The 24,703-nt window shown below is 45.7% G+C and carries 20 protein-coding genes; 16 read left to right on the forward strand and 4 right to left on the reverse strand.

Going from position 1 to position 24,703, the window contains the following annotated elements; genetic code table 11:
* Nucleotides 1–145 precede the first annotated feature (145 nt).
* The 4 genes from MHH63_RS28065 to mgrA all read left to right on the forward strand — a co-directional run bounded on the left by MHH63_RS28065 (nucleotide 146) and on the right by mgrA (nucleotide 3,569).
* On the forward strand, nucleotides 146–889 hold the full coding sequence (locus MHH63_RS28065) for an alpha/beta hydrolase (RefSeq protein ID WP_076126350.1): 744 nt from the start codon (nucleotides 146–148) through the stop codon (nucleotides 887–889).
* 34 nt (nucleotides 890–923) lie between these two features.
* Nucleotides 924–1,688, forward strand: a complete 765-nt coding sequence (locus MHH63_RS28070) for an HAD family hydrolase (RefSeq protein ID WP_076192853.1) — start codon at nucleotides 924–926, stop codon at nucleotides 1,686–1,688.
* A gap of 34 nt (nucleotides 1,689–1,722) precedes the next feature.
* Complete coding sequence (locus MHH63_RS28075; protein ID WP_076192851.1) at nucleotides 1,723–2,463, forward strand: NAD-dependent protein deacylase; 741 nt, start codon at nucleotides 1,723–1,725, stop codon at nucleotides 2,461–2,463.
* 107 nt (nucleotides 2,464–2,570) lie between these two features.
* A complete protein-coding gene (mgrA, locus tag MHH63_RS28080; RefSeq protein WP_341172321.1) occupies nucleotides 2,571–3,569 on the forward strand; it encodes an L-glyceraldehyde 3-phosphate reductase in 999 nt (332 codons plus the stop codon).
* Nucleotides 3,570–3,676: 107 nt separating this feature from the next.
* On the opposite strand, the gene MHH63_RS28085 is transcribed toward mgrA, so the two are convergent.
* On the reverse strand, nucleotides 3,677–4,543 hold the full coding sequence (locus MHH63_RS28085; protein WP_076126358.1) for an AraC family transcriptional regulator: 867 nt from the start codon (nucleotides 4,541–4,543) through the stop codon (nucleotides 3,677–3,679).
* Nucleotides 4,544–4,761: 218 nt separating this feature from the next.
* Between MHH63_RS28085 and MHH63_RS28090 the strand changes: the two genes are divergently transcribed.
* From MHH63_RS28090 to MHH63_RS28110, 5 genes are all read left to right on the forward strand, one after another.
* A complete protein-coding gene (locus tag MHH63_RS28090) occupies nucleotides 4,762–5,937 on the forward strand; it encodes a galactokinase (RefSeq protein ID WP_076126360.1) in 1,176 nt (391 codons plus the stop codon).
* A 4-nt stretch (nucleotides 5,938–5,941) separates the two neighbouring features.
* Nucleotides 5,942–6,928 carry a UDP-glucose 4-epimerase GalE gene (gene galE / locus MHH63_RS28095; RefSeq protein ID WP_036680993.1) on the forward strand — a complete coding sequence of 329 codons (987 nt, stop codon included), beginning with the start codon at nucleotides 5,942–5,944 and terminating at the stop codon, nucleotides 6,926–6,928.
* A gap of 54 nt (nucleotides 6,929–6,982) precedes the next feature.
* Nucleotides 6,983–8,563, forward strand: coding sequence for a UDP-glucose--hexose-1-phosphate uridylyltransferase (locus MHH63_RS28100; protein WP_341172322.1), 1,581 nt, complete (start codon nucleotides 6,983–6,985; stop codon nucleotides 8,561–8,563).
* Nucleotides 8,564–8,726: 163 nt separating this feature from the next.
* Nucleotides 8,727–9,890 (forward strand): iron-containing alcohol dehydrogenase, encoded by a 1,164-nt coding sequence (locus MHH63_RS28105; protein ID WP_076192845.1) that lies wholly within the window; start codon nucleotides 8,727–8,729, stop codon nucleotides 9,888–9,890.
* A gap of 54 nt (nucleotides 9,891–9,944) precedes the next feature.
* A complete protein-coding gene (locus MHH63_RS28110) occupies nucleotides 9,945–10,145 on the forward strand; it encodes a hypothetical protein (RefSeq protein WP_341172323.1) in 201 nt (66 codons plus the stop codon).
* A 406-nt stretch (nucleotides 10,146–10,551) separates the two neighbouring features.
* Here MHH63_RS28110 and MHH63_RS28115 read toward each other — a convergent pair whose 3' ends face one another.
* Together MHH63_RS28115 and MHH63_RS28120 are read right to left on the reverse strand one after the other, a co-directional pair.
* On the reverse strand, nucleotides 10,552–11,478 hold the full coding sequence (locus tag MHH63_RS28115; RefSeq protein ID WP_341171986.1) for an IS3 family transposase: 927 nt from the start codon (nucleotides 11,476–11,478) through the stop codon (nucleotides 10,552–10,554).
* Nucleotides 11,427–11,744, reverse strand: coding sequence for a transposase (locus MHH63_RS28120; protein WP_036683594.1), 318 nt, complete (start codon nucleotides 11,742–11,744; stop codon nucleotides 11,427–11,429). The genes MHH63_RS28115 and MHH63_RS28120 overlap by 52 nt, the downstream gene beginning before the upstream one ends.
* Before the next feature lie 453 nt (nucleotides 11,745–12,197).
* Here MHH63_RS28120 and MHH63_RS28125 point away from each other — a divergent pair, with 453 nt between their 5' ends.
* From MHH63_RS28125 to pulA, 7 genes are all read left to right on the forward strand, one after another.
* Nucleotides 12,198–12,734 carry a hypothetical protein gene (locus MHH63_RS28125; protein WP_042186148.1) on the forward strand — a complete coding sequence of 179 codons (537 nt, stop codon included), beginning with the start codon at nucleotides 12,198–12,200 and terminating at the stop codon, nucleotides 12,732–12,734.
* Complete coding sequence (locus tag MHH63_RS28130) at nucleotides 12,734–14,326, forward strand: flotillin family protein (protein WP_081392480.1); 1,593 nt, start codon at nucleotides 12,734–12,736, stop codon at nucleotides 14,324–14,326. Before MHH63_RS28125 ends, MHH63_RS28130 begins: the two co-directional genes overlap by 1 nt.
* Nucleotides 14,327–14,737: 411 nt before the next feature.
* Nucleotides 14,738–15,616, forward strand: a complete 879-nt coding sequence (gene glcT, locus MHH63_RS28135) for a glucose PTS transporter transcription antiterminator GlcT (RefSeq protein ID WP_076126370.1) — start codon at nucleotides 14,738–14,740, stop codon at nucleotides 15,614–15,616.
* A 265-nt stretch (nucleotides 15,617–15,881) separates the two neighbouring features.
* A complete protein-coding gene (gene ptsG / locus MHH63_RS28140) occupies nucleotides 15,882–17,951 on the forward strand; it encodes a glucose-specific PTS transporter subunit IIBC (RefSeq protein WP_076135917.1) in 2,070 nt (689 codons plus the stop codon).
* Nucleotides 17,952–18,049: 98 nt separating this feature from the next.
* A complete protein-coding gene (locus MHH63_RS28145; RefSeq protein WP_076126374.1) occupies nucleotides 18,050–18,325 on the forward strand; it encodes an HPr family phosphocarrier protein in 276 nt (91 codons plus the stop codon).
* Nucleotides 18,318–20,030: a phosphoenolpyruvate--protein phosphotransferase gene (ptsP, locus tag MHH63_RS28150; RefSeq protein WP_076126376.1), complete on the forward strand. Its 1,713-nt coding sequence runs from the start codon at nucleotides 18,318–18,320 to the stop codon at nucleotides 20,028–20,030. Before MHH63_RS28145 ends, ptsP begins: the two co-directional genes overlap by 8 nt.
* Nucleotides 20,031–20,410: 380 nt before the next feature.
* Nucleotides 20,411–22,798 carry a type I pullulanase gene (gene pulA / locus MHH63_RS28155; RefSeq protein WP_341172324.1) on the forward strand — a complete coding sequence of 796 codons (2,388 nt, stop codon included), beginning with the start codon at nucleotides 20,411–20,413 and terminating at the stop codon, nucleotides 22,796–22,798.
* A gap of 61 nt (nucleotides 22,799–22,859) precedes the next feature.
* On the opposite strand, the gene MHH63_RS28160 is transcribed toward pulA, so the two are convergent.
* Entirely contained in the window at nucleotides 22,860–24,473 is a 1,614-nt protein-coding gene (locus tag MHH63_RS28160) for a sensor domain-containing diguanylate cyclase (protein ID WP_341172325.1), read from the reverse strand.
* Nucleotides 24,474–24,703: the final 230 nt, after the last annotated feature.

Raw genomic sequence — 24,703 nt, forward strand, 5'->3', positions numbered from 1 at the left:
TACTAGATTTTCTTTGATTTAATTGTGAATTAAGTCACAATAGAAAACGTTATCATGTGTGCGAAATGTGGCGATGTGTTGAAGGTTGTTAGAATAGAGGGATTCCACTATAATTTTTATATGCATTAACATCTGGGAGTGGAACATGTTGAAGAGAAGAATAACTAAGCGTCGCGTCGCTATTTTTGTATTGATTATTTTAGTGGTAGCCGGGTTGCTGATATGGAAGTATTTAACGCCATATGCACCGGCTCAAGAAGCCGAAACCGCACTGATTTCAAGTGGTGGAGTTACCGTCGAACAGAATGATAATTGGATCTCGTTCGAACCTTCCATTACTAAGGGCGCCTCGATTATATTTTATCCTGGGGCTTTGGTTAAACCGGAAGCTTACTCCCCTCTTGCGAAGAGCGTCGCTGCTGCAGGGCATCCCTTCTACATCGCCAAAATGCCGTTTAATTTAGCCGTAACGAAGGGGGATGCTGCAGAAGAGATTATTCGTGTGCATCCGAAGCAATCTTTTGTGCTGGGTGGACATTCACTTGGGGGTGTCATGGCCTCACGTTACGCAATTGAGCATACGGACCAGCTGGAAGGTGTATTTTTCTTAGCCTCTTATCCAGATGAAAAGGGCAGTCTACGAGAGACTACTTTGTCAGTGTTGTCGGTTGTGGGTACTGAGGATCAAGTGATTGACAGAGATAGCTACAACAAAGGGCGCTCCTATCTGCCAGATAATACAGTTTATAGTTCAATTATAGGTGGGAATCATGCGCAATTTGGCAGCTACGGGCCTCAGAAGGGGGACGGCGAAGCCACAATATCCGAGGAAGAACAGCAGAGTCGCACAGTAAGTGCCCTGTTGGATTGGCTGGGAAATCTGAGGTAGTTACGGGTCATTCAACAGAGGGAGGAAACAATTCATGCCCATATTACACATTAACGATGAATGCGTTCCCTGCTCCGGAATATTGTTTGATAAAGACGGGACAATACTCGATCTATTAGCCACCTGGGGGAATTGGGCGGAGCTTGTGCTGCGTGGACTGGAAGATCAACTTGCGATCATGGGAGCGGGATTTATTGTAGAGCGCAGCAAGGTGCTGGGTACGCAACATGATCCGCAAGGGAAGTTAATAGGGTACGACCCGGCGGGGCCGCTTACCATGGCTACAGAAGAAGAAAGTTACGGTGTACTCGCATGGCAGCTATATGCAGCAGGAGTTCCTTGGAATGAAGCGCTGACCCGTGTGAAAAGCATAACTAAAAACGCGATGTATGAATTACGCCGACGCCGTATGGCACAGCCTTTAGCGGGACTTCATTCTTTTTTGGAGCAATGCTCTGCGGCATCGCTTAAGCTTGGCGTGGTTACCTCCGACGGGGCAAAGACCACCGGAGAGCATTTGGAATGGCTTAATGTGGCAGGCTATTTTGATTCGGTAGTTACTAGGGACAGAGTAAAAAACGGAAAACCAGCTCCTGAAATGGCTGAATTGGCCTGCCGGGAGTTAGGGCTTTCGCCTGAAGAGACGATTATTATTGGGGACAGTAATGCCGATATGCAATTAGGTAAAGGTGCAGGGCTTCGCCTCGCAATTGGGATTTCCGCCAGTGGTGATGGGGAGCACCTTATAGATGCAGATGTAATCATTTCCGGTTTCAATGAGCTTCGGATCACTTACTGATCAGCTAATAAAAGGAAAGGATGTGCTACTTAGCATGGATCAATTGCAGACACTTGCTTCTTGGATCAAAGAAAGTGACAATATCGTTTTTTTCGGAGGGGCGGGTACGTCTACAGAGAGTGGAATTCCTGATTTCCGCTCCGCAGCTGGATTATATCAAACTCAGCACAATTCACCTTATCCACCTGAAGTGATGCTGAGCCGCACTTTTTTTATGTCCTCACCGGACATTTTTTTTGATTTTTACCGCAGTAAAATGATTCATCCAGAGGCCCGTCCGAATGGTGCGCATCAGCTACTAGCGGAGTTGGAACAGCAGGGGAAGCTGAAAGCGGTGATTACGCAAAATATTGACGGCCTGCACCAGCAGGCGGGTAGCCGTAGTGTCCTTGAGCTGCATGGTTCGATCCATCGCAACTATTGTATGGACTGCTCACGGTATTACGGGCTGGATCAACTGCTGGAAATGACTGAGATCGTTCCTCACTGCCCGGAATGTGGCGGAATTATCAAGCCGGATGTGGTTTTATATGAAGAAGAATTGGATCACTCCGTGCTTATGGGCTCTGTAGCAGCGATTGCCTCTGCAGATATGCTTATTATTGGTGGAACCTCGCTAACGGTTCAACCTGCGGCCAGTCTGGTGACTTATTTCCGGGGCAAACGTACGGTGCTGCTGAACGGAGATCCCACACCTTATGATGATCAGGCGGATTTGCTGATTACAGATCGAATTGGAAAAGTAATGGGCAGTGTCAAGGATCTATTAAGCTAGAAGGAAAAAGCTGTCCTTTGGTTTCTCTTGCCAGATTATTATTACGCTCAGAAGTTTAAAGATAAGGTAGGCTCACAACAGCGTGTAATGAGAGGCAGGGATAAGCAATGGTATATGTAGCAGACGATAAACGGTATGACAACATGCGTTATAATCGTTGCGGGAACTCAGGTCTCAAGCTCCCAGCAATCTCATTAGGATTATGGCAGAATTTTGGTGGGATCGATAATTACGAGAACGGCAGAGAAATGATCACTCGTGCTTTTGATCTTGGAATTACCCATTTTGATCTGGCCAACAACTATGGTCCACCAGCTGGTTCAGCAGAAGAGCTGTTCGGTAAAGTTCTTGCCAATGATATGTATCCTTATCGTGATGAAATAGTGATCTCTACAAAAGCAGGGTATAACATGTGGCCCGGCCCTTATGGGGAATGGGGTTCACGTAAATATATGCTGGCTAGTCTGGATCAGAGCCTGAAGCGGCTAGGCCTAGATTATGTTGATATTTATTACTCTCATCGTCCAGACCCGGAAACACCGCTTGAAGAAACCATGCAGGCGCTGGATTATGCGGTACGTTCTGGCAAAGCTTTATATATAGGACTATCCAACTATAATGCGGAGCAGACGGCTGAAGCCCTCAGTATTCTAAAAAGCCTGGGCACACCGCTCTTAATCCATCAGCCTAGTTATTCTATGCTCGATCGTTGGATTGAGGGCGGCTTACAGGATGTACTGGAACATAGTGGTGTAGGAAGCATCGCTTTTACACCCTTGGCTGAAGGCTTGTTAACCAACAAATATTTGAATGGTATTCCAGAAGGGTCAAGAGCTGCCAAGCCGTCTGCCGCCTTGAATGAGAGCCGGATTACACCGGAGGTGCAGCGGAGGATTCGCGCACTTAATCAGCTTGCGGTTTCGCGAGGACAGAATCTGGCTCAGTTTGCACTGGCTTGGACACTCCGGGGTGGCAAGGTTACTTCTGCCCTGATTGGAGCAAGCAGAGTGGATCAGATTGAAGAGAATATAGCTGCTTTAGCTGATCCTGATTTCAGTCCGGAGGAGTTAGAGCGGATTGAAACGATTTTAAAGACAGAACTATAGCATATTGAACAGTAACAGCCCGGTTCCTTACGTTAAGGAAGGTGGGCTGTTGTTGTATAGTGGATTTATGGATTTATGGATTTATGGATTTATGGATTAAGGGCAAACTAACGTTCAGGTTTCTCTGCTTGTCTCGTTGTAGTCATCCGGTAAGCCGTCGGTGACTGGGCACAAAACCGTTTGAATTGGCGAGAGAAGTATAAAGCATCGGTGAGCCCCACAGATGCTGCTACCTGTTCCACGGACAGCTCCGGTCGTTCACGCAGCAGTTGTCTGGACTTTTCAATCCGCAGCTTCAGCAAGTAGGTCACCGGAGATAATCCGGTCTCTTGCTTAAATACACGGGACAGGTAGGCTCGATTATAACCCAGCGTATCACACATTTGTTCAATAGAGACCGGGTGCGCATATTGAGAAGCCATGTAGTGGATCATTTGCTTCACAGTACGCTTAACCTGTGATTCTGCGCCGGGAAGACGAGAGAAGGAAGAGAGCAAATCAGCTGCTTCGCCGACAATGAGATAGAGATAGCCAAGCGAAGTCAGATGGGCACTCTCTTTGTTGGCGTTGAAGGCTTGCATGATGCTGGATAGGGCACCTGGAATGAGGCTTTCACCTGTTGTAGTCACCACAGGCTGTTGTGGTGTGAACCCTGTCTGCAGCACCAGATCGTCAGCTTCACTGCCAGTAAAAGCTGCCCAGCGATAGCACCAGGGCTGGTCTTTATCCGAGACGTAACTGACTAATTGTCCCGGATGGATCAAGAAGCAGTCCCCTTTACCCAACTCATATTTATGATGTTCTGTACGGAAAACGCCCGAGCCAGATTCTATGAAATGCAGCAAATAATAATCATAGATCTTGGGTCCAGCTTGATGCATGGGCAGGGTCTGACTCTGGCCGGCAAACAGTACATGAAGGTTCTGTTTATCGTAATACACTGGATTGGATCCTACGGAATAAGTATGCTCCATTTGGGACAGCCTTTCTTGTGTTAATGTCATTTAATGGCTTATAGTTTAGAGAGTAACAGTAATATATGTAATTATTATATTATGGGAAGTCACATTTATCCATACATTACACACATGATTGCATTATCAGAGGATGAATGAATCTATTATAATGAGTACATAAAGAACGCTTTACTAATTCCCACTGGCTGAAGCAGCGAAAGGATGGAGTGGCATTAATGAGCATACAGGAACTTAATAACAAATTTATTGAAAAATATGGGGTGAGCGGGGAAGAGGCTAAGGTGTTTTATGCACCAGGTCGTGTCAATCTCATCGGAGAGCACTTGGATTATAACGGCGGGTATGTACTTCCCGCAGCTTTGGAATTCGGTACAACGCTGATTGTGCGTCCACGTAGTGACAGCAAAGTGAATTTTGCATCAACTAATTTTCCTTACGAAGCTTCTATTGATTATAGCGAAATTGGCAAGGCCAAAACGGGTGAATGGATTGACTATCCGATTGGGGTAATGGTTGAGCTGGATAAGAAAAGCACACCAGTATCCAAAGGGTACGATCTGCTGTTTCATGGCGATATTCCGAATGGAGCAGGCTTGTCCTCCTCGGCCTCTCTTGAAGTCGTTACTGCTTATGCGTTCCTGACTCTCGAAGGTGGCGATACAGACACTGTTGAGATTGCACTTTTGTCCCAGCGTGCTGAGAACCAGTACGTAGGTGTAAACTCCGGAATTATGGATCAGTTCGCAGTTGCTAACGGCAAACGCGATCATGCGATCCTGCTGATGTGCGACACACTTGAGTACAATTTGGTACCGTTCATCACAGGTTCATACAAATTGGTTATCGGCAACACGAACAAACGCAGAGGGCTTGTAGATTCCAAGTACAATGAACGCCGTCAGCAGTGTGATGAGGCATTGGCTATTTTGCAAAAAGAAGTGCCTTCACTAGCTTATCTGGCACAGCTTAATCGTGAACAGTTCGAAGCACATCAAGATAAAATCACAGACGAAATTGTAAGACGCCGCGCTCGCCATGTTGTGGAAGAGAATCAACGCGTGCTAGATTCCGTTGAGGTATTAAAAAACAATGATCTGAAGCAGTTTGGACAGTTCATGAATGATTCGCATGCGTCCTTGCGCGATTTGTATGAAGTTAGCTGTGCAGAGCTTGATATTATGGTTGAAGAAGCTGGGCGCATCCCAGGTACACTCGGTTCCCGTATGACTGGCGCGGGTTTCGGAGGCTGTACAGTATCTTTGGTACATGAAGATGATATAGAACGTTTTATTCGTGAAGTTGGTGAAGCCTATACCACAAGATCTGGTTTGGTTGGCGAGTTCTACGTTTGCGGCATCGGTAATGGTGTCCAAGAATTGAAGGGAGTGTAATCAGATGGCGATTTTAGTAACAGGTGGAGCAGGGTATATTGGGTCTCATACTGTAGCGGAGCTGCTGGATCGTGGCGAAGAAGTGGTGGTCATCGACAATCTGCTAACAGGGCATCGTGAGGCACTGCTGGGTGGCAAGCTGTACGAAGGTGATCTGCGTGATAAAGAACTGCTGGGTAAGCTGTTCGCTGAAAATGAGATTGAAGCGGTTATCCATTTTGCTGCAAGCTCTTTGGTCGGAGAAAGCATGAAGGACCCTGTAAAATATTACGACAACAACGTATATGGTACACAGTGTCTTCTAGAAGCTATGCAAAAAGCTGGCGTGAACAAGATCGTATTCTCGTCCACTGCCGCAACCTACGGCGAACCGGAAAAGGTGCCGATTGAAGAAACAGACCGCACTGAACCAGCCAATGTGTATGGAGAAACTAAGCTGACCATGGAACGGATGATGGCTTGGTTTGACAAAGTACTGGGCATCAAATACGTAGCATTGCGTTACTTCAATGCAGCTGGCGCACATGCCAGTGGCAAAATCGGTGAAGACCATCGTCCAGAAAGTCATTTGGTGCCGCTGGTATTGCAAACGGCCTTGAAGCAACGTGACAGTATCGCAGTTTTCGGAGATGACTATCCTACAGAAGACGGTACTTGTGTGCGCGACTACATCCATGTCAGCGATCTGGCTGACGCCCATGTTCGTGCGGTAACTTACCTGCGCAGCGGAAGCAGCAGCAATATTTTCAACCTGGGCAATGGACTTGGATTCTCGGTAAAACAGGTGATTGAAACGGCGAAGAAGGTTACTGGACTTGAAATTCCTGTAGTCATTCAAGAACGCCGTGCCGGCGATCCGGCTGTGCTGGTAGCTTCCTCCGACAAAGCGCGTAGCGTCCTTGGATGGAACCCGCAGCATGCAGATTTGGAAGATATCATTCAAAGTGCATGGAACTGGCACTCTGCCAATCCGCAAGGATACGGAGAATAAGGGACTTTAGGTTAGCTTATCTTGAACTTGAGACCCTACTTAAGGAGAATTAAAATGCACAACGAGAATAAGATTACACCTGCTGGCCAGAAAGCATTACATGCGATTGAGCAGCTTGTTCTGTTCGCACTGCGCCAGCAGCTTATAGCTCCATCCGATGAAGATTATAGCCGTAATGTGCTGCTCGAACAGTTCGGTTTCAGTGAGCCGCATGTAGGTGACATCGATCAAAGTCCATTGGAAGGGCCGCAGGCTCCACTCGATGCACTGATTGATTATGGTTTTGAAATCGGATTGATCCCAGAGAATAGTGACACTTACCGTGACTTGCTGGATGCCAAGATTATGGGACTTCTCATGGCCCGTCCTTCGGATGTAAATGCTGAGTTCTATAGTCTGACCGCTGAAAAAGGCATCTCCGCGGCTACAGATCGTTTTTATAAATTGAGCATTGATTCGAACTATATTCGGATGGATCGGATCTCGAAGAATGTCTACTGGCTGCAGGATTCGCCGTACGGAGACATTGAAATGACGATCAATTTGTCCAAGCCTGAGAAAAATCCGAAGGAAATCGCAATGGCTCGGCTGCTCCCGCCGCCAGTCTATCCGAAATGTCTGCTGTGCCGTGAGAATGTAGGTTATGCCGGACGGATCAATCATCCGCCACGCCAGAACCTGCGTATCATTCCACTTAACCTGAATAATGAAAAATGGTTCTTCCAATATTCGCCATATGTTTACTACAATGAGCACTGTATTGTATTCCATCATGATCATGTGCCAATGAAGCTTACCAAGGATACCTTGAAGCGGCTGCTTAGCTTCGTGGAATCATTCCCGCATTATTTTATTGGCTCCAATGCAGACTTACCGATTGTTGGCGGCTCTATTCTGACGCATGACCATTTTCAGGGCGGACGCCACACATTCCCGATTCAAAAAGCGCCTAAGGAAGATACATTTACACATGCTTCTTATCCGGGTGTCAGCGTTAATATCGTAAAATGGCCGATGTCCGTATTGCGCTTAAATGGAGAAGATCCTGCGGTTCTATTGGAATGCGGAAATGCGCTTTATGAAGCTTGGAAAGCCTACAGCGATCCAGAGGCGGAAGTGCTAGCCTTTAGTGAGGTTGACGGTGAAGTACAACCTCATAATACCGTTACTCCTATCGTACGCCGGGCCGAGGACGGCAGCTTCGAGATGGATCTTGTGCTGCGGAATAACCGGACTAATGAGCAATATCCTGAAGGGATTTTTCATCCACACCGGGAAATGCATCATATCAAGAAAGAAAACATCGGCTTGATTGAAGTTATGGGACTGGCGATTCTGCCGGGCCGTTTGAAGGAAGAACTCGATTCCATCGCAGGTATTCTTGCAGGAGATCAAGCGCTGTTAGAAGCGGTGAAGAATGACCCTAGTCATTCTCTTGCGCAGCATGCGGCTTGGATTCAGGAGCTGGTGGAGCGATTCGGAACTGCACTGCAACACGAGGAAGCGCTCAAGATTGTGCAGAACGAAGTTGGCATCAAGTTTACGCATATTCTTGAACACGCTGGCGTTTACAAACGGACTCCAGAAGGTCAAGCGGCTTTCCGCCGTTTCGTAACAAGCTTCGGCGCTTTGTAGTAAGTGAATTTGGATTTAAGGATGACCTCAAGCCTATGGGCTTGGGGCATCTTTTTTTATTCGGAATGACGAAACCCAGCCACCTAATTTGAATGCGGGTAACCAGAGGTTTATAATACGAAGGAGTAAGACATTATGAATTAACTACTGGAGGTTTACACATATGCGTAAATTTGAATTTTATAATCCTACCAAGCTGATTTTTGGACAGGGTACCCTTGAAGCCTTGAAGACGGAGGTGCCTAAGTACGGTAAAAATGTGCTTTTGATGTACGGTGGCGGCAGTATCAAGCGCAGTGGTCTGTACGATAAAGTAGTTGCTGAGCTGAGTTCAATAGGCGCTACAGTGACTGAACTCTCTGGAGTAGAACCCAATCCACGTCTTTCCACAGTACATAAAGGCGTAGAGCTGTGCCGGGAGCATAATATTGACCTGGTTCTTGCAGTAGGGGGCGGAAGCGTATTGGACTGCGCAAAAGCTGTTGCTGTTGGAGCGAAATATGATGGTGATATGTGGGACTTTGTAGAGCGTAAAGCAGCGGCTCAAGACGCGCTTCCACTGGGTACAGTGCTGACAATGGCTGCTACGGGTTCCGAAATGAATAATGGCTCCGTAATCACAAACGAGGTTACTAAGGAAAAAATGGGCTGGGGCAGCGTGCATGCCTACCCGGCATTCTCGATTCTTGATCCAGAGAACACTTTTTCTCTGCCACGTGATCAGACCGTTTATGGCATGGTGGACATCATGTCACATGTACTGGAGCACTATTTCCATACAGACGGCAATACACCGGTACAAGACGGGTTCTGTGAAACTTTGCTGCGCACTGTAATTGAAACCGCGCCGAAGCTTATCGAAGATCTGAACAACTACGAGCTGCGTGAGACCATTATGTACTGCGGTACGATGGCGCTTAACGGAATGGTCAGCATGGGTTTTGCCGGAGATTGGGCGACTCATAATATCGAGCATGCAGTGTCGGCTGTTTACGATATTCCACATGGTGGAGGTTTGGCGATTTTGTTCCCGCAATGGATGAAATATAACCTCAGCACAAACCCTGCGCGTTTCCGTCAGCTTGCAGTAAATGTGTTCGGAGTTGATCCTGCTGGCAAGACTGATGAAGAAATCGGGCTGGAAGGTATTGAGGCTCTGCGTAATTTCTGGGATTCCATCGGTGCGCCGAAGACGCTCGGAGATTATGATATTGATGACAGCGAGATCGGCAGTATGGCTGACAAGGCTGTTCGTTTCGGAGCATTTGGTAATTTCCGCAAGCTTGAGCGTGAAGATGTAGTTGAGATTTATAAAATGGCTTTGTAAGTAACTCTTCTATGAAAAGAGACCATTTGTCTTTATTCTAGAAGTCGCAATAGAATGTCAAAGAAGCGATTCCTCCGTTATGGAAGAATCGCTTCTTTGTATTTATGTTCTAGTGTGACTTGCTCCTCTTGCTATACTTTTCGGTCGCTCTCATCCCAAGATCTCGCTGCCGCTGGCGAACCTCCGCTGCCGCTGGCCGAACCTCCGCTGCTGCTGTCCGTACCTCATCTATCACTGTTCGCACCCGTAATCTAATCCGTCGACCGTCCTCCAGAGTCTTACGGACCCAGCTGACGTTATCTGTGAATTTTCAGCCTTTTGAGCAAGTTTTCGGACACCAGAGACACTATTGCTTCGAAATGGTCTTATATTTGCTGTTTTTCATGCCAATAGGGGCTATGCGGTCCGATAGCATACCAAATGTCGGAAAAATCGGCGAATAGGGTCTGCTGAGTCCGATGGGCCGAGGTGCGAAAGCAGCATAGCCTCTTCATATGCGCGAGAGTGTTACCCAACCAACTAGGGTTTGTAAGATCCCCACACGACTGATTCCTCTACCAATACACGCCTACCCTACGGACCCAGCTGACGTTATATGCGAATTTTCAGCCTTTTGAGCAAGTTTTCGGACACCATGGACCTCTGTCAAGAAAGTGGACAGTCACGCAACAGACATTCTAGTCAATTGCTCAGCAAAACGAACTGGAGAAAGATACCCCAGCGCGCCATGCATTCGCTTGCGGTTATAGTAAAACTCAATATATTGAAAAAGTGTCTGGTAGGCTTGCTCCTTAGTTTTGAATCGTGGATTACAATAAATGAGCTCCTTTTTCAAAATGCTGTGCCACGACTCGATACAGGCGTTATCATAACAGTTACCTCTGCGGCTCATGCTGGACTCCATGCCATACGCTTTCAACTGCTTCGTGTATTCATGAGAAGTATATTGAGAACCTCTATCGGAGTGATGTAATAGACCCTTTTCCGGTTGTTTAGCTTCGTAGGCATCTTGTAAAGCGCCCGAAATCAAGCTAGTTTCCATATGGTTCTCCAAACGCCACCCCACGATTTCGCGCGTGCAAAGGTCCATCACACTAGCCAGGTACAAGCGCCCTCCCCGGCAAGGAATGTACGTAATGTCGGTAACCCATACTGAATTGGGTTTGAGTATTTTAAATTGCTGGTTCAGCGTATTCGGGGCAATCGGATGGTCATGATTGGAGTCAGTGGTCTGTACCCGATACGTTTTGGAGACAATGGAGCGAAGCTTCATATGTCGCATGTACACACTCACCGTGCGTTCGGTAACGGTATAACCTTCTTGATGTAACAGGCGGGTGATCTTCGGACTCCCATACCGCTTTTGATGGTCTGTAAAATGATACTGAATTCGCTTCATTATCGCAGCCTTACGAAGCATATGCGTACTGTTTTTTTCTGTCCGCCACTTGTAGTACCCGCTCCGTGACACATGTAGGGTCATGCACATCTTCTCCAAGAGAAACTCGGAGCGATGTTTTTCAATAAACTGGAATCTCAGTTCCTTGGTTTGCTGAAGATGTGCACTGCTTTTTTTACGATCGCTAATTCCTCTTCCACATCGGCAATCTTGTTATCTTTTTCTTGAAGTTGACGGCTCATTTCTTTCAACTGTGCCTCGAGTTCTCGTACTCGATCCACGCTAGCTGCCGGTTCATTCTTTAATTCTCGATACTGGCTCATCCATTGATGCAGGGTACTTTTTGGGATGTTGAGCTCTTCCGCCAAGTCGCCCACTGTCTTTGTTTGCTCTTGAATGAACTGCACTGTCTGTTTTTTAAATTCTTCGTTATACCGTTGTCGATGTTCTCCCATGTGAACACACCTCCGTGGACTCATTATCGCCAGTCTGTTAACTACTGTCCACTTTTTATTCTAGCTTCACCAGAGACACTATTGCTTCGAAATAGCCTCATATTTGTTGTTTTTCATGCCAATAGGGACTATGCGGTCCGATAGCATACCAAATGTCGGATAAATCGGCGAATAGGGTCTGCTGAGTCCGATAGGCCGAGGTGCCGAGGCGCGAAAGCAACATAGCCTCTTCATACGCGCGAGAGTGTTACCAACAAAAATCCGTGCTCCACCAACTATTGAACGGCCTTTAGGACAGCCCCAGCACATGTAATAAAATAGTGCCAATGTGAGCATGCTTATCCTCTGAATGGAACTTATTTGGGTGAATATCCAAAGATTGTGAAACCAAGGACCTACTTTGTACGTTTAATGTAATATGACAGTCCTGATTGAAGACAGGAGGAAATAAAAATGCAAACGCTGTATTTAGGCTGCTTGGCGCTAGGCGTCATATTTGCCATAGTCAGCGTCCTGGTGGGCGATGTGATCGGAGATGCCTTGCATGGGGTCTTTGATTTCGTATCCGTAGATTTTCTGAATCCCACCGTACTGGCAGGAGGAATAACCGTGTTCGGCGGAGCGGGCATTCTTCTAACCCGGTACAGCGCTCTGGAAGCTGGGGCGATCATTGCTTTGTCTTTGTTAGCCGCCGCTTTTTTGGGAGTACTTATGTATCTAGGGGTGGTTAAGCCCATGGAAAAAAGCGAAATGTCCAATGGTTTCTCAATGAGTGATCTGCCTGGCAAGATCGGGGAAATCACAATTCCTGTTCCCGCCACTGGTTATGGTGAGATTATGGTAAAGTTTGGCGCCGGCAATAGCCTGCATACGGCAGCAAGCTTTGATCATGAGCTGCTTCCGGCAGGGATTAAAGTTGTTGTAGTGGAGGTTAGAGAAGGCGTTGCATTGGTGTCAGAATTCGAAAAGAGAAGAGGAGTGGATCTTTAATGTTCGGTATTCCTGAGTATTTGTTAGTCCCTGCTGTTGTCGTTGCTGTCTTGTTTGTGCTAGGTATCGCATTCTGGGCACGTTACAAAACGGTTGGACCCGATGAAGGGATGATCGTAACGGGGTCGTTCTTGGGGAAAAATCATATTTCAGACGATGGTTCTGGTCGTAAAATAAAGATTGTACGCGGGGGCGGGGCCTTTATACTCCCAGTCTTTCAGAAGGCTGAATTTATGTCGCTTCTTTCTCATAAACTCGATGTGACGACCCCGGAGGTATACACCGAACAAGGGGTTCCGGTTATTGCCGACGGTGTGGCGATCATTAAAGTGGGTAGCTCAACTGAAGATGTGGCGACAGCTGCTGAGCAATTTATGGGCAAACCGATTGAAGCACTGAAGAGCGAAGCACAAGAGGTTCTTGAAGGTCATCTGCGGGCCATTCTCGGTTCGATGACCGTTGAGGAAGTATATCGTAACCGTGACCGCTTTGCGCAAGAGGTTCAAGGCGTGGCGGCGCGTGATCTTAAGAAAATGGGTCTGCAAATTGTTTCCTTTACCATCAAGGATGTGCGAGACAAACATGGATATCTAGAGGCACTAGGTAAACCGCGGATAGCTGCTGTGAAGCGGGATGCAGAGATCGCTGAAGCAGAAGCAGTGCGGGATGCGAGAATTCAAAAGGCAAACGCAGAAGAGCAAGGGCAAAAAGCTGAGCTGCTGCGGGATACGAATATTGCCGAAGCCTCCAAGGAAAACCAGCTTAAGGTGGCTGCGTTTAAACGGGATCAGGATACAGCGAAAGCGGAAGCCGACCAGGCTTATCATATTCAAGAGGCACGTGCAAAGCAGACCGTTGTTGAAGAACAGATGAAGGTTGAGCTGGTACGTAAGGAACGTGAAATCGATTTGCAAGCCAAAGAAATTCAAGTTCGCGAGAAGCAGTATGATGCTGAAGTGAAGAAAAAAGCAGAAGCGGATCGTTATGCAGTTGAGCAAGCGGCGGAAGCCGATAAGGCGAAGAGAATGCGTGAGGCAGATGCCTTGCAATATAGTATTGAAACGCAAGCTAAAGCGACATCTGAGCAGAAGCGTCTTGAAGGTCAAGCGATGGCGGATGCAGAGCTGGCTAAAGGTACAGCGGATGCTGAGGTTATCCGGTTGCGCGGTCTAGCGGAAGCAGAAGCCAAAGAGAAACTGGCGGAAGCTTTCCAGAAATTCGGCGAAGCGGCGGTGCTCGATATCATCGTCAAAATGCTGCCTGATTTGGCTGGCCAAATTGCGAAGCCGCTGGCATCTATTGATAAACTTACCGTTGTAGATACCGGTAACGGGGAAGGTGCAGCCCGGGTCAGCAATTATGTGACTCAGCTAATGTCCACCGCTCCAGAGATGTTGAAGAGCGTCTCAGGGATTGATGTAGAGGCACTGATCAAGGGGTTGACCTCTAAAGCTTCCGGAAGCAAAGGAGCATCAGTTACACCAGTCGCACCTGTTGCACCAGCTACACCTGCAACTTATATTCAGCCATCAGCAACATCTAGTACAGCCAGCGAGACTTTAACTTCTGTGCCTGAACAAAAGGAAAAATAGTTTAATGCAATTTATATGGTTTTAATTTACTTAAGGTATGACTGGCAAAGCTGCTGGTCATACCTTAATCTTTATGTTTTGATCTGTTTTGATCTAAATTAGACAACATGATAAAAAGCTCATGCGTTTACAGGTGATTTTTGATGAAGCTTTATAGCTTATCGGCATCCCGTGGGAATTATTGTATATATAGACATCGACGCTTTCACTGGTGTTTAAAGATTTTTTCAGGTAAAATAAAAGCCTTTAAGGCTGTTCACTCTGATCTACTAGCTTAGTAAGGACACAGAGTGTTCTTCTAATATGCAATTCTTGGTGTTATGATGGTAGCAAAGCTTGTATTCATCGTACGATTTCTTATTGCGTATGCTGCTGGAAGTTAGGTGTTTAGAAATAAAAGAGGTGTCAAAAATGAGTAGCATAACAGTGGCGAAGGTGTTGAATAACAACGTTATCATTGCCCAGCATCCTCAATATTCCGAGGTTGTAGTTATCGGTAAAGGGATAGGGTTTAACCGCAAGCTGCGGGATCAGATTAATCTATCCTCCGTGGAGAAGATGTTTATTCTTCGCAGCCAGGAGGAGCAGGAACAATATAAACAGCTTCTTCCCCAAGTGGATGAGAAGTTGATTGAGGTCGTTCAAGAAATAGTATTACATATTATGCATTGTAGCCGTCAGCCGCTTAATGAGCATATTCACATTGCACTTACCGACCATATTTCCTTTGCTATCCGTCGTTTTGAACAAGATATCCCAATTCATAATCCATTTTTGTATGAAACTAAGGAGATTTATCCTGAGGAATATAAGATGGCAGAATATGCGATTGGACGGATCAATGAGGCTATGGGCGTGGAATTGCCGGTGGATGAGATAGGTTTTGTGGCTCTTCATATTGTCAGCGCACTTAGTAATAGGCAAATTTCCGAGGTTAGACAACATTCTCTCTTGATTGGAGAGCTGGTTGGGTTAGTCGAGAATTATCTGGACTATCGAATCCCACGTGATTCACTTGATTACTCAAGACTGGTAACCCATCTGCGATTCGTTCTAGAAAGATTACGCCGCGGAGAGGCGGTACAAGAGACCTCAACCCTGGATGGACTCATGAAACGGGAGTATCCTGAGATGTATTCGTTGGCTTGGAAATTAACAAAAATTATCGAACAGCGTGTGCGAATTCCCGTGTATCAAGCTGAGGTAAGTTATTTGACGATTCATCTGCAGCGTATTGCCCAGAAAAAAGTGGACGAACAAGATATGGACAAGAATGGTGAAGCTCCTTAAAGTGCAAAAGTTGTAACAAATCATGGTTTCAAAAAAAACGCTTGCCACTTAAAAAAAACGATGCTACAATGTTCACTGTCATCAACAAAACAGAATATCGAGCGTGTAACTGATTCGATCAGGCATGAGTGAATTACAGTATTTTGGTTGTTAACCCCCTTCTTGGGGCAATCTAACGATAGCGTTAGATTACAACTCCTATACTGTGTTGCTCATGCCTTTTTTGGCATCTGTTTTAGTGAAATTAATGAAAGGAGTAACCTAAATGTTTAAAAAGTTGTTTGGTGTTTTACAAAGAGTTGGTAAAGCTCTGATGCTTCCAGTAGCTATTCTGCCTGCGGCAGGTTTGCTTCTTGGAATAGGAAACATGCTGGTAAACCCAGACTTCCTGCAATATGTTCCAGCACTGGAGAACCATGTTGTTCAGGCTGTTGCCAACGTATTGATGAACTCAGGACAAATTGTATTTGATAATCTAGCCTTACTCTTCGCGGTGGGGGTTGCGATAGGTTTAGCCGGCGGTGAAGGTGTTGCGGGTCTAGCTGCCATTATCGGTTTCCTCGTAATGAACATTACGATGGGTACAGTTATTGGCGTTAATGATTACGTCCTGAGCCAAGGCGACTTCTCGTATGCCAGCGTATTAGGGATTCCAACACTGCAAACAGGGGTGTTTGGAGGTATACTCGTCGGTATATTGGCTTCGGCCATGTACAAGCGATTCTTCAAAATTGAGCTTCCTTCTTACCTGGGTTTCTTCGCAGGTAAACGTTTCGTACCGATCATGACGGCGGTAACAGCTCTAATCTTGGGCTTGTTACTGACAATAGTATGGCCACCTATTCAACATGGTCTGAACTATGTGTCACAAAGTATGATTGATACGAACAAAACGCTTGCAGCGTTTATCTTCGGAACGATCGAGCGTTCGCTCATTCCTTTTGGACTGCATCACATTTTCTACTCTCCATTCTGGTATGAATTTGGTACCTACGTTGATAAAGCTGGAGAATTGGTACGTGGTGACCAACGGATCTTCATGCAGCAGCTTCGCGATGGAGTAGACTTCACAGCAGGGACATTTACTACAGGTAAATATCCATTCATGATGTTTGGTCTTCCAGCAGCGGCTTTGGCTATCTATCATGAAGCTAAACCTCAGAATAAAAAGATCGTCGGAAGTTTGATGATTTCCGCGGCATTGACATCGTTCTTGACAGGGATTACTGAGCCGCTCGAATTCTCGTTCCTATTCGTGGCTCCGTTGCTGTTCGCTGTACATGCTGTGTTTGCAGGTCTGTCCTTTATGACTATGCATATTCTGGATGTTAAAATCGGCATGACATTCTCGGGTGGCTTTATCGATTTTGTGCTCTTCGGTATTATCCCGAACCGTACAGCTTGGTGGCTGGTCATTCCGGTAGGTCTGGTCCTTGCCTTAATTTATTACTTCGGCTTCCGGTTTGTAATTCGGAAATTCAATCTTATGACACCGGGTCGTGAAGAAGATACGAATGAAGAAGAAGAAGTGAATACGGAGTCTGTCTCCAGAGCCGGTGATGATCTACCGCGGAACATTTTGTCCGCTCTAGGTGGTAAAGAAAACATCACTCATCTAGACGCTTGTATTACCCGCCTTCGTGTTGAAGTTAAAGATAAGGCAGGCGTAGACAAGAACCGTCTTAAGAAACTTGGTGCATCAGGTGTGCTGGAAGTGGGTAATAACGTTCAAGCGATTTTTGGCACACGTTCAGATACGATTAAATCGCAGATTCAAGATGTGATTAACGGAAAGACACCTGCAGCTTCAGCAGCTCCAGTAGTGGTTACTCCAGAGCCAGAAGAAGAACAACAGGCAGGTGAAGCTGGTGAAGCGATTATCAAGGAAGATATCGTATCTCCAGTAAACGGTGAATTGTTGGATATCACAGAGGTGCCAGATCCAGTATTCTCCCAAAAAATGACGGGCGACGGCTTCGCGTTCCTATCCGAAGATGGGAAGATTGCTTCACCGGTTTACGGTAAGGTATTTAACGTGTTCCCGAGCAAACATGCCATCGGTATTATGTCTGACGGAGGCAAGGAAGTGCTCGTTCATATTGGGGTTAATACGGTTAAGCTTAAAGGTCAAGGCTTCACGGTATTAGTTGAAGAGGGCGATCTTGTAGCGGCTGGACAACCGATTATGGAAGTGGATTTAGAGTATGTAAAAGCACATGCACCTTCTGTAATCTCACCTGTTATTTTCTCTAATTTACCAGAAGGCTCTTCTGTAACATTGAAGAAGCCGGGTAAGGTTTCTATAGGAGACCAAGACATCATTACGATTCAGTAAAAGTGCAAGGGCCGATGCTTCCTTGTTCATACAAGGAAGCGAAGCTTTCACTATAAATTTAAAATACTTTAATAACAGAAAGCGAGTTGGATAATATTATGCAAAAAACATTCAGAATTGTCGATGAAGATGGAATTCACGCACGTCCAGCAACTGCCTTGGTAAATACAGCAACAAAATTCAAAGGTACAGAAGCATATGCAGAAGCTAAAGGTAAAAAAGTAACTTTGAAATCCATTCTTGGCGTATTGTCATTGGGTCTTGAAGCTGGAGATACTTTGTCTTTGATTACTGAAGGAAGCGAAGAAGCAGAAGCTTTGAACGCTCTTCAAGAAGTAATGATTAAAGAAGGGCTAGGGGAAATCCATGAATAAGATTTCAGGAATCGCGGCTTCAGCAGGGATTGCAGTAGCCCGTGCTTTTATCCTGAAACATCCGGATTATACGATTACGAAGACAAGTATCAGTGATACTGAAGCAGAAGTCGCTAAGTTGAATGATGCACTCGCCAAATCAAGAGTGGAGCTGCAAACGATTAAAGAGCGTACTTTGGCAGAGCTGGGGGAGAAAAAGGCTGAGATTTTCGAATCACATCTGCTTATTCTTGATGACCCAGAGCTGATCAATCCTGTAATTGATAAAATCCGTGAGGAATCGGTTAACGCGGACTATGCGCTAAACGAAGTGGCTACGCAATTCATTGAGATGTTCGAAAATATGAAGAGTGCCTATCTGCAGGAACGTGCAGCTGATATGCGTGATGTTACCAAGCGCTTGCTGAACCACCTGCTGGGCATTCATTATGTAAGTCCTGCAGAAATCAGTGAAGAAGTAATCGTGATTGCTCAAGATCTAACACCATCGGATACAGCACAGCTTAATCGTAAGTTCGTTAAAGGCTTCACAACGAACATCGGTGGACGGACTTCTCACTCTGCAATTATGGCACGTTCTTTGGAAATTCCAGCGGTTGTGGGAACTAAAACGGTTCTGTCAGAAGTGAATTCTGGCGATTTGGTGATTGTCGATGGTCTGAACGGAGACGTTCTGATCAATCCTAGCGAAGCTGAAGTGGCAGAGTACACTCGCAAGCAGGAAGCTTACGACTTGCAAATCGCAGAATGGAAGAAACTTCGCGACGAACCTACAGTATCAGCAGACGGTAAACATGTTGAGCTAGCTGCCAATATTGGTACACCAAATGATGTGAATGGTGTCATTGAGAATGGTGGCGAAGGTGTAGGTCTGTACCGCACTGAGTTCCTTTACATGGGTCGCGATAAGCTGCCTTCTGAGGAAATTCAATATAACGCCTACCGTACTGTACTTGAGAACATGAAGGGTAAGCCGGTAGTCGTACGTACCCTGGATATCGGTGGCGATAAAGAGCTGCCTTATCTTGACCTTCCGAAGGAAATGAATCCTTTCCTTGGTTTCCGTGCGATCCGTCTTTGCCTGGATCGTCAGGATATTTTCCGTACTCAATTACGCGCGTTACTAAGAGCGAGTGTTCACGGGGATCTTCGCATTATGTTCCCTATGATAGCTACGCTTGGTGAATTCCGTGCTGCACGTGATCTTTTGCTCGAAGAGAAAGCTAAGCTTCGGGAAGAAGGTAAGGAAGTATCAGACAACATTCAGCTTGGCATAATGGTTGAGATTCCATCAACTGCTGTACTGGCTGACCAGTTTGCTAAGGAAGTTGATTTCTTCAGTATCGGTACGAATGATCTTATTCAATATACAATGGCTGCGGACCGTATGAATGAACAGGTATCTTACCTGTATCAGCCTTACAATCCAGCCATCCTGCGTTTGGTCAAAAATGTAATTGATGCAGCCCATGCAGAAGGTAAATGGACGGGGATGTGTGGTGAAATGGCTGGTGACGCAACAGCTATTCCGCTGCTACTGGGTCTTGGTCTCGACGAATTCAGCATGAGTGCAACTTCCATTTTGCCAGCGCGTAGTCAAATTTCTAAATTGTCGGCTGCCGACATGAAGGATTTGGCTGCAAAAGCGTTGCAGCTTGGCACGGCTGAAGAAGTCGCTGCGCTTGTTCAAAGTATCGCTAAGTAACTTTTTACGCATGCATTAATCCGTTTTAGCGTTCTACTGTTTTTCCAACTACTATTGCCGACTTCCGATGGCTGGAGGTCGGCTTTTTTATGTTTTTTAACCTATAATTTTCTGTAATTCGACCTCATTTACTGTTCACTGTTTATTTTCTTTATTGCGCAGATGTCTATACCGATAGTATTAGTAATGAGCATAAAGTCGATAAGGAACCCAAACCTATAAATATGTCGTACATATAATAGTAAGGATCCATAGAAAGTTTATACTCCATTTGCCGACTTGCAGCGCTGTGCAAGTATTAATATGAAATGAATTGGTAATATATGGACTTATAAGCAACCCCACAGGTTAGGTGGGGAGCCATAGGATGGTGTTAATTCATGAGTAAAAATTATATAAATGCAGAATTGATGATGGAAGTCTACGAGGGCAAGGATTTAGGCTTGACGTATTCAACGGAGTACAGTGTATTTAAAGTCTGGGCACCTACGGCACTTGCTGTGTCCCTTGTACTGTACGAAACAGGTGGGCATCAACTGAATACTGAGTCACCTAAGAGTGCTATGGACAATGGTCGTATTGTATATATGCAGCGTAGTAATGGTGGAGTCTGGCAGACCAAGTTATCAGGTGATCTAAAAGGGAAATATTATATGTACCGTGCTGTTTTTGCAGATGGCAATGTGACGGAAGCAGTAGATCCTTATGCAAGAGCCGTATCTGCAAATGGTTTAAGATCAGCAATCGTTAATTTGCAGGATACGAATCCAGAACATTGGGATCAGGATGTAGCGCCTCCGTTACAGCATCCTGCCGACGCAGTGATTTATGAACTGCATGTTCGTGACTTCTCCTCACATGAGAGCTCAGGTATGCATTATAAGGGTAAATTCAAAGCATTTACCGAATTTGGATTAAAGGATTCGGCAGGAAATACAGTGGGGATTGATCATCTGGCTGAATTAGGGATTACCCATGTACATCTGATGCCGGTATTTGATTTTCAGACCGTGGATGAGCTGAAGGTGGTCAATCGGGGTTCCTCCATAGCTAATATGGACTACAATTGGGGGTATGATCCCCAGCATTATAATGTACCTGAAGGATCTTACAGCACCGATCCTGCCAATCCTGGCTTGCGGATTCGTGAATTTAAAGAGATGGTGCAGGCCTTACACAGCCGCGGGATCGCGGTAATTATGGATGTCGTTTACAACCATACGTATGCTGTGGAGAATGGCCCCTTTGAGCCGCTTGTCCCAGATTATTTCTATCGCCGCGATTTTACGGGACGTTTGTCGAATGGCTCCGGGGTTGGCAATGAGCTGGCTACAGAACGTCCGATGGTCCGTAAATTTATTAAGGACTCCTTATCTTATTGGGCTTCGGAATATCATATGGATGGTTTCCGGTTTGATCTAATGGGACTGATGGACAGTGTTACCATGCGGGAGATTACCGAAGAGCTTCGGCTAGAAGTGAATCCGAATCTGTTGCTTTACGGTGAACCTTGGACGGGTGGAGATTCTCCGCTGGCCACTAAAACGCTAAAAGGTGTACAACGGGGCAAGGGCTATGCTGTCTTCAACGATAACTTCCGTTCAGCGATCAAAGGGGATAGTGATGGCTTCGGAAGAGGGTTCGTGACAGGCGAATACGGCAAAGAAGGTGCTATTGCAGCCGGAATTAAAGGAGCAATTCATGAGTTTACGGACTCGCCTGTGGAATCGGTGAACTATGTAACTGCCCATGATAATTTGAATTTATGGGATAAGATGCTTATCGTTCAAGGAGGGAGTCAGGAAGCTGATTTTCCGGTAATCGCTAACATGGATAACGAAGATCTGGAAGAGGCAGTGGCCCATGCCAATCCATACGTGAATGTAGATCAGGAGAATATTCTCGGTAATGAAACTGTACGTCGATCCTTGCTTGCTAACGGAATGATTCTGACCTCGCAGGGGATTCCTTTCCTGCATGCTGGAGATGAGCTCCTGCGCAGTAAATTTGGAGATCATAACAGCTACCGCAGCGGTGATGCGGTCAACTCGATCCGCTGGAATATGAAAAGCGCATTTAAGCCCGTATTTCAATATTATAAAGGCCTGATCGAGCTGCGGCGTACACATCCGGCATTTCGTCTGCATGGCCGCCAGGAAATTGAACGCTCCTTAGAATTTCTGCGTTGTGATGGCGGAATAGTATCGTATCTGCTTAGAAGCCATGCAGGAGGTGATCTCTGGAATAATATTACCGTTGTCTTCAATGCTAATAATGACCGGATGTCGGTATCACTTCCTGAGGTTGCTGATAGTTGGAACGTAGTGGTAGACCATACCCGTGCCGGGATAGAAGCCATCCGCAGAATCGAAGGCAATGAGGTAGAGGTGGAAGGGTTGTCGATGATGGTCCTTTATGATGAATGTGGTGAGCCAGCCCCACGCTCTAAAATTATCGAAATACACTATGAACGCCCAGATCAGAATTACCAAGGCTGGAATCTTTGGGTTTGGGATACAGGAATCCAGGATGGACAATGCGATTTCCGTTATATGGAGAACGGGCGTGCAGTAGCCCGCATCGAAGTGCTGCCAGATACCCAATCCATCGGATATATTTTGCGGCTTAATGATTGGGAAGAAAAAGATGGGGACGGAGACCGTTTCATTGATTGTTCTACGAATGGAGAGTTAACCAAGGTCTTAGTTCGGGATCGTGATCAGGAGATTGACGAAATTTCAGAAGATCATCTTCGGTTAAGCAGTTAGAGGCCATACAAAAAAAGCTGTTTCAGGGTTGGTTTTTCCTGAGACAGCTTTTTATTTGCTCTTATGGTTTTACAATGGTCTGGTTAGCTAACCCTTCGTCCACAAGCTCGTAGTAGAGATTGGCTTTATTGCCACCATGGTCTTTGGAGCGATACATCGCCAAATCGGCGGCACGGAGCAGTTCATTAATACTGCTTCCGTGTTCAGGAAATAAAGCGACTCCGATACTCGCGGAGGTATGGAAGCTGGACCCGTTATCAACAGACCAAGACTTGTTGAACAGTTTAAGTAACCGCTGCAGTGTTTCATTAAGCATCTCTGGAGAAGTGAATCGATGCAGTACAACTGCGAACTCATCTCCGCCGATCCGGAAGGCCTGACCTATTCCTTTAACCGTATGCTGAAGTTCACGGGAGAGCAGCTGAAGAAATTCGTCTCCAGCCAGATGGCCTAAGGTATCATTTAGCTGCTTGAATCTATCACAGTCCAGCAGGGCAAGCGCAATATTTTGCCTCCGTCCTTCGGGTTGGGTGATAAGGTTCTCCATATACATTTTGAAATGAGCCCTGTTGGGAATCGCTGTTAAATGGTCATAGAAGGCTAGCTTATGTAGTCGTTCTTCGTATTGTTTTCGCTGGGTAATTTCCCGAGATAACAGCATAAATTGTGCTGGGAATTTACGGCTGCCGAGAACAGGTGACACCTTAGTTTCAAGCCATACCCATTGGCCTTCTGCTCCGCGCATGCGCAGTTCAGAAATACGCGGAGTTCCCTGAACAACACTTTTTAATTTAGCCCAGGCAATTTCCGGTTCACGTATGTAGTTGGATAACGGATCTCCTTTTTTAGGCACATAGCCTAGAATACTGGAGTGTGAGGGAGAAGCGTATAGAATCAACCCGTTGGGATCCGTCAAAATAATGAAATCAGACATGGTTTCACCGATAAGCTGATAAAGTGTTTGTTCTTCCAGCATTTCATTCTGGAGCCAGATGATTTTGCGTCCAAGGTAAATAATAACTAAGAGAAACACAAATAAGAGGAGTGAATAAAGAGAGAACAAAGCGCTTTTTTTATCCTCAAAACCATCCGTTACTTGCAAGGCGTAGTTGCCAATCAAGTCCTCTGCTTGATCGAGATGTGCCCTAGCTTCATTGAATTGCGAGTTTAGGGTGAGCGCAGAATATGAATCTGGGTTCCAGCTGCCCTTCGTCCGTTCTGTTATTAGCGTATACCCTGAATTTTTCCATTTGATAATGGTAGTTTCGAAGGAGCTGAGTTCGTTTTTTAATTCGGAAAGGATAATCCCACTTTGTTTCATATCACTGTAAGGGTTTTTTATAGAGTAGATATTTGATCTTGCTAGACTTACTCGTTCCTGCGCTTGAAGATTATTATCTATAAACTCCTTAGTGAACTGTTCACCTTCTGCGGCTGTTAGGTTTGGACCCATTGCGATTTGCAAGGCTACAGCGGCTTGATGCAGATCACGATCGGCGCTCAGTATAAGCTTAGAGTTCTGATATATATCATCATAAAGAGAATCTGACAATCTATTAATCGTGTAATTTAAATAGAGTAGCGAGGCGACGCTGATCCCAACCAGAAGGACGGAGATTGCAGCGAAGACATAGAATAGTTTGCGTGTTACCTTGAACTCAAAGAATCCTGCCACAGTCATCTTCTCCCTGTATAAGATGATTAAGAAAATCTATTGCTGCTTAAGTAGAACCTGCAGAACGCAATCTATGGTCAGGCGTAATTTAATTCATTCACTGATGTTTTAAGGTGCTTTTGGGATAAAAGAGGTGTTGTATACATTGTGGAGAAACATAGGAAAGTGTACGTGTGAGTAAATGGTAGTTTCTAGTATATCAAGTATATAGGACGTGCTGCTTATAGAGC

This window comes from Paenibacillus sp. FSL H3-0310, assembly GCF_038002785.1.
GTDB lineage: Bacteria > Bacillota > Bacilli > Paenibacillales > Paenibacillaceae > Paenibacillus_AQ > Paenibacillus_AQ odorifer.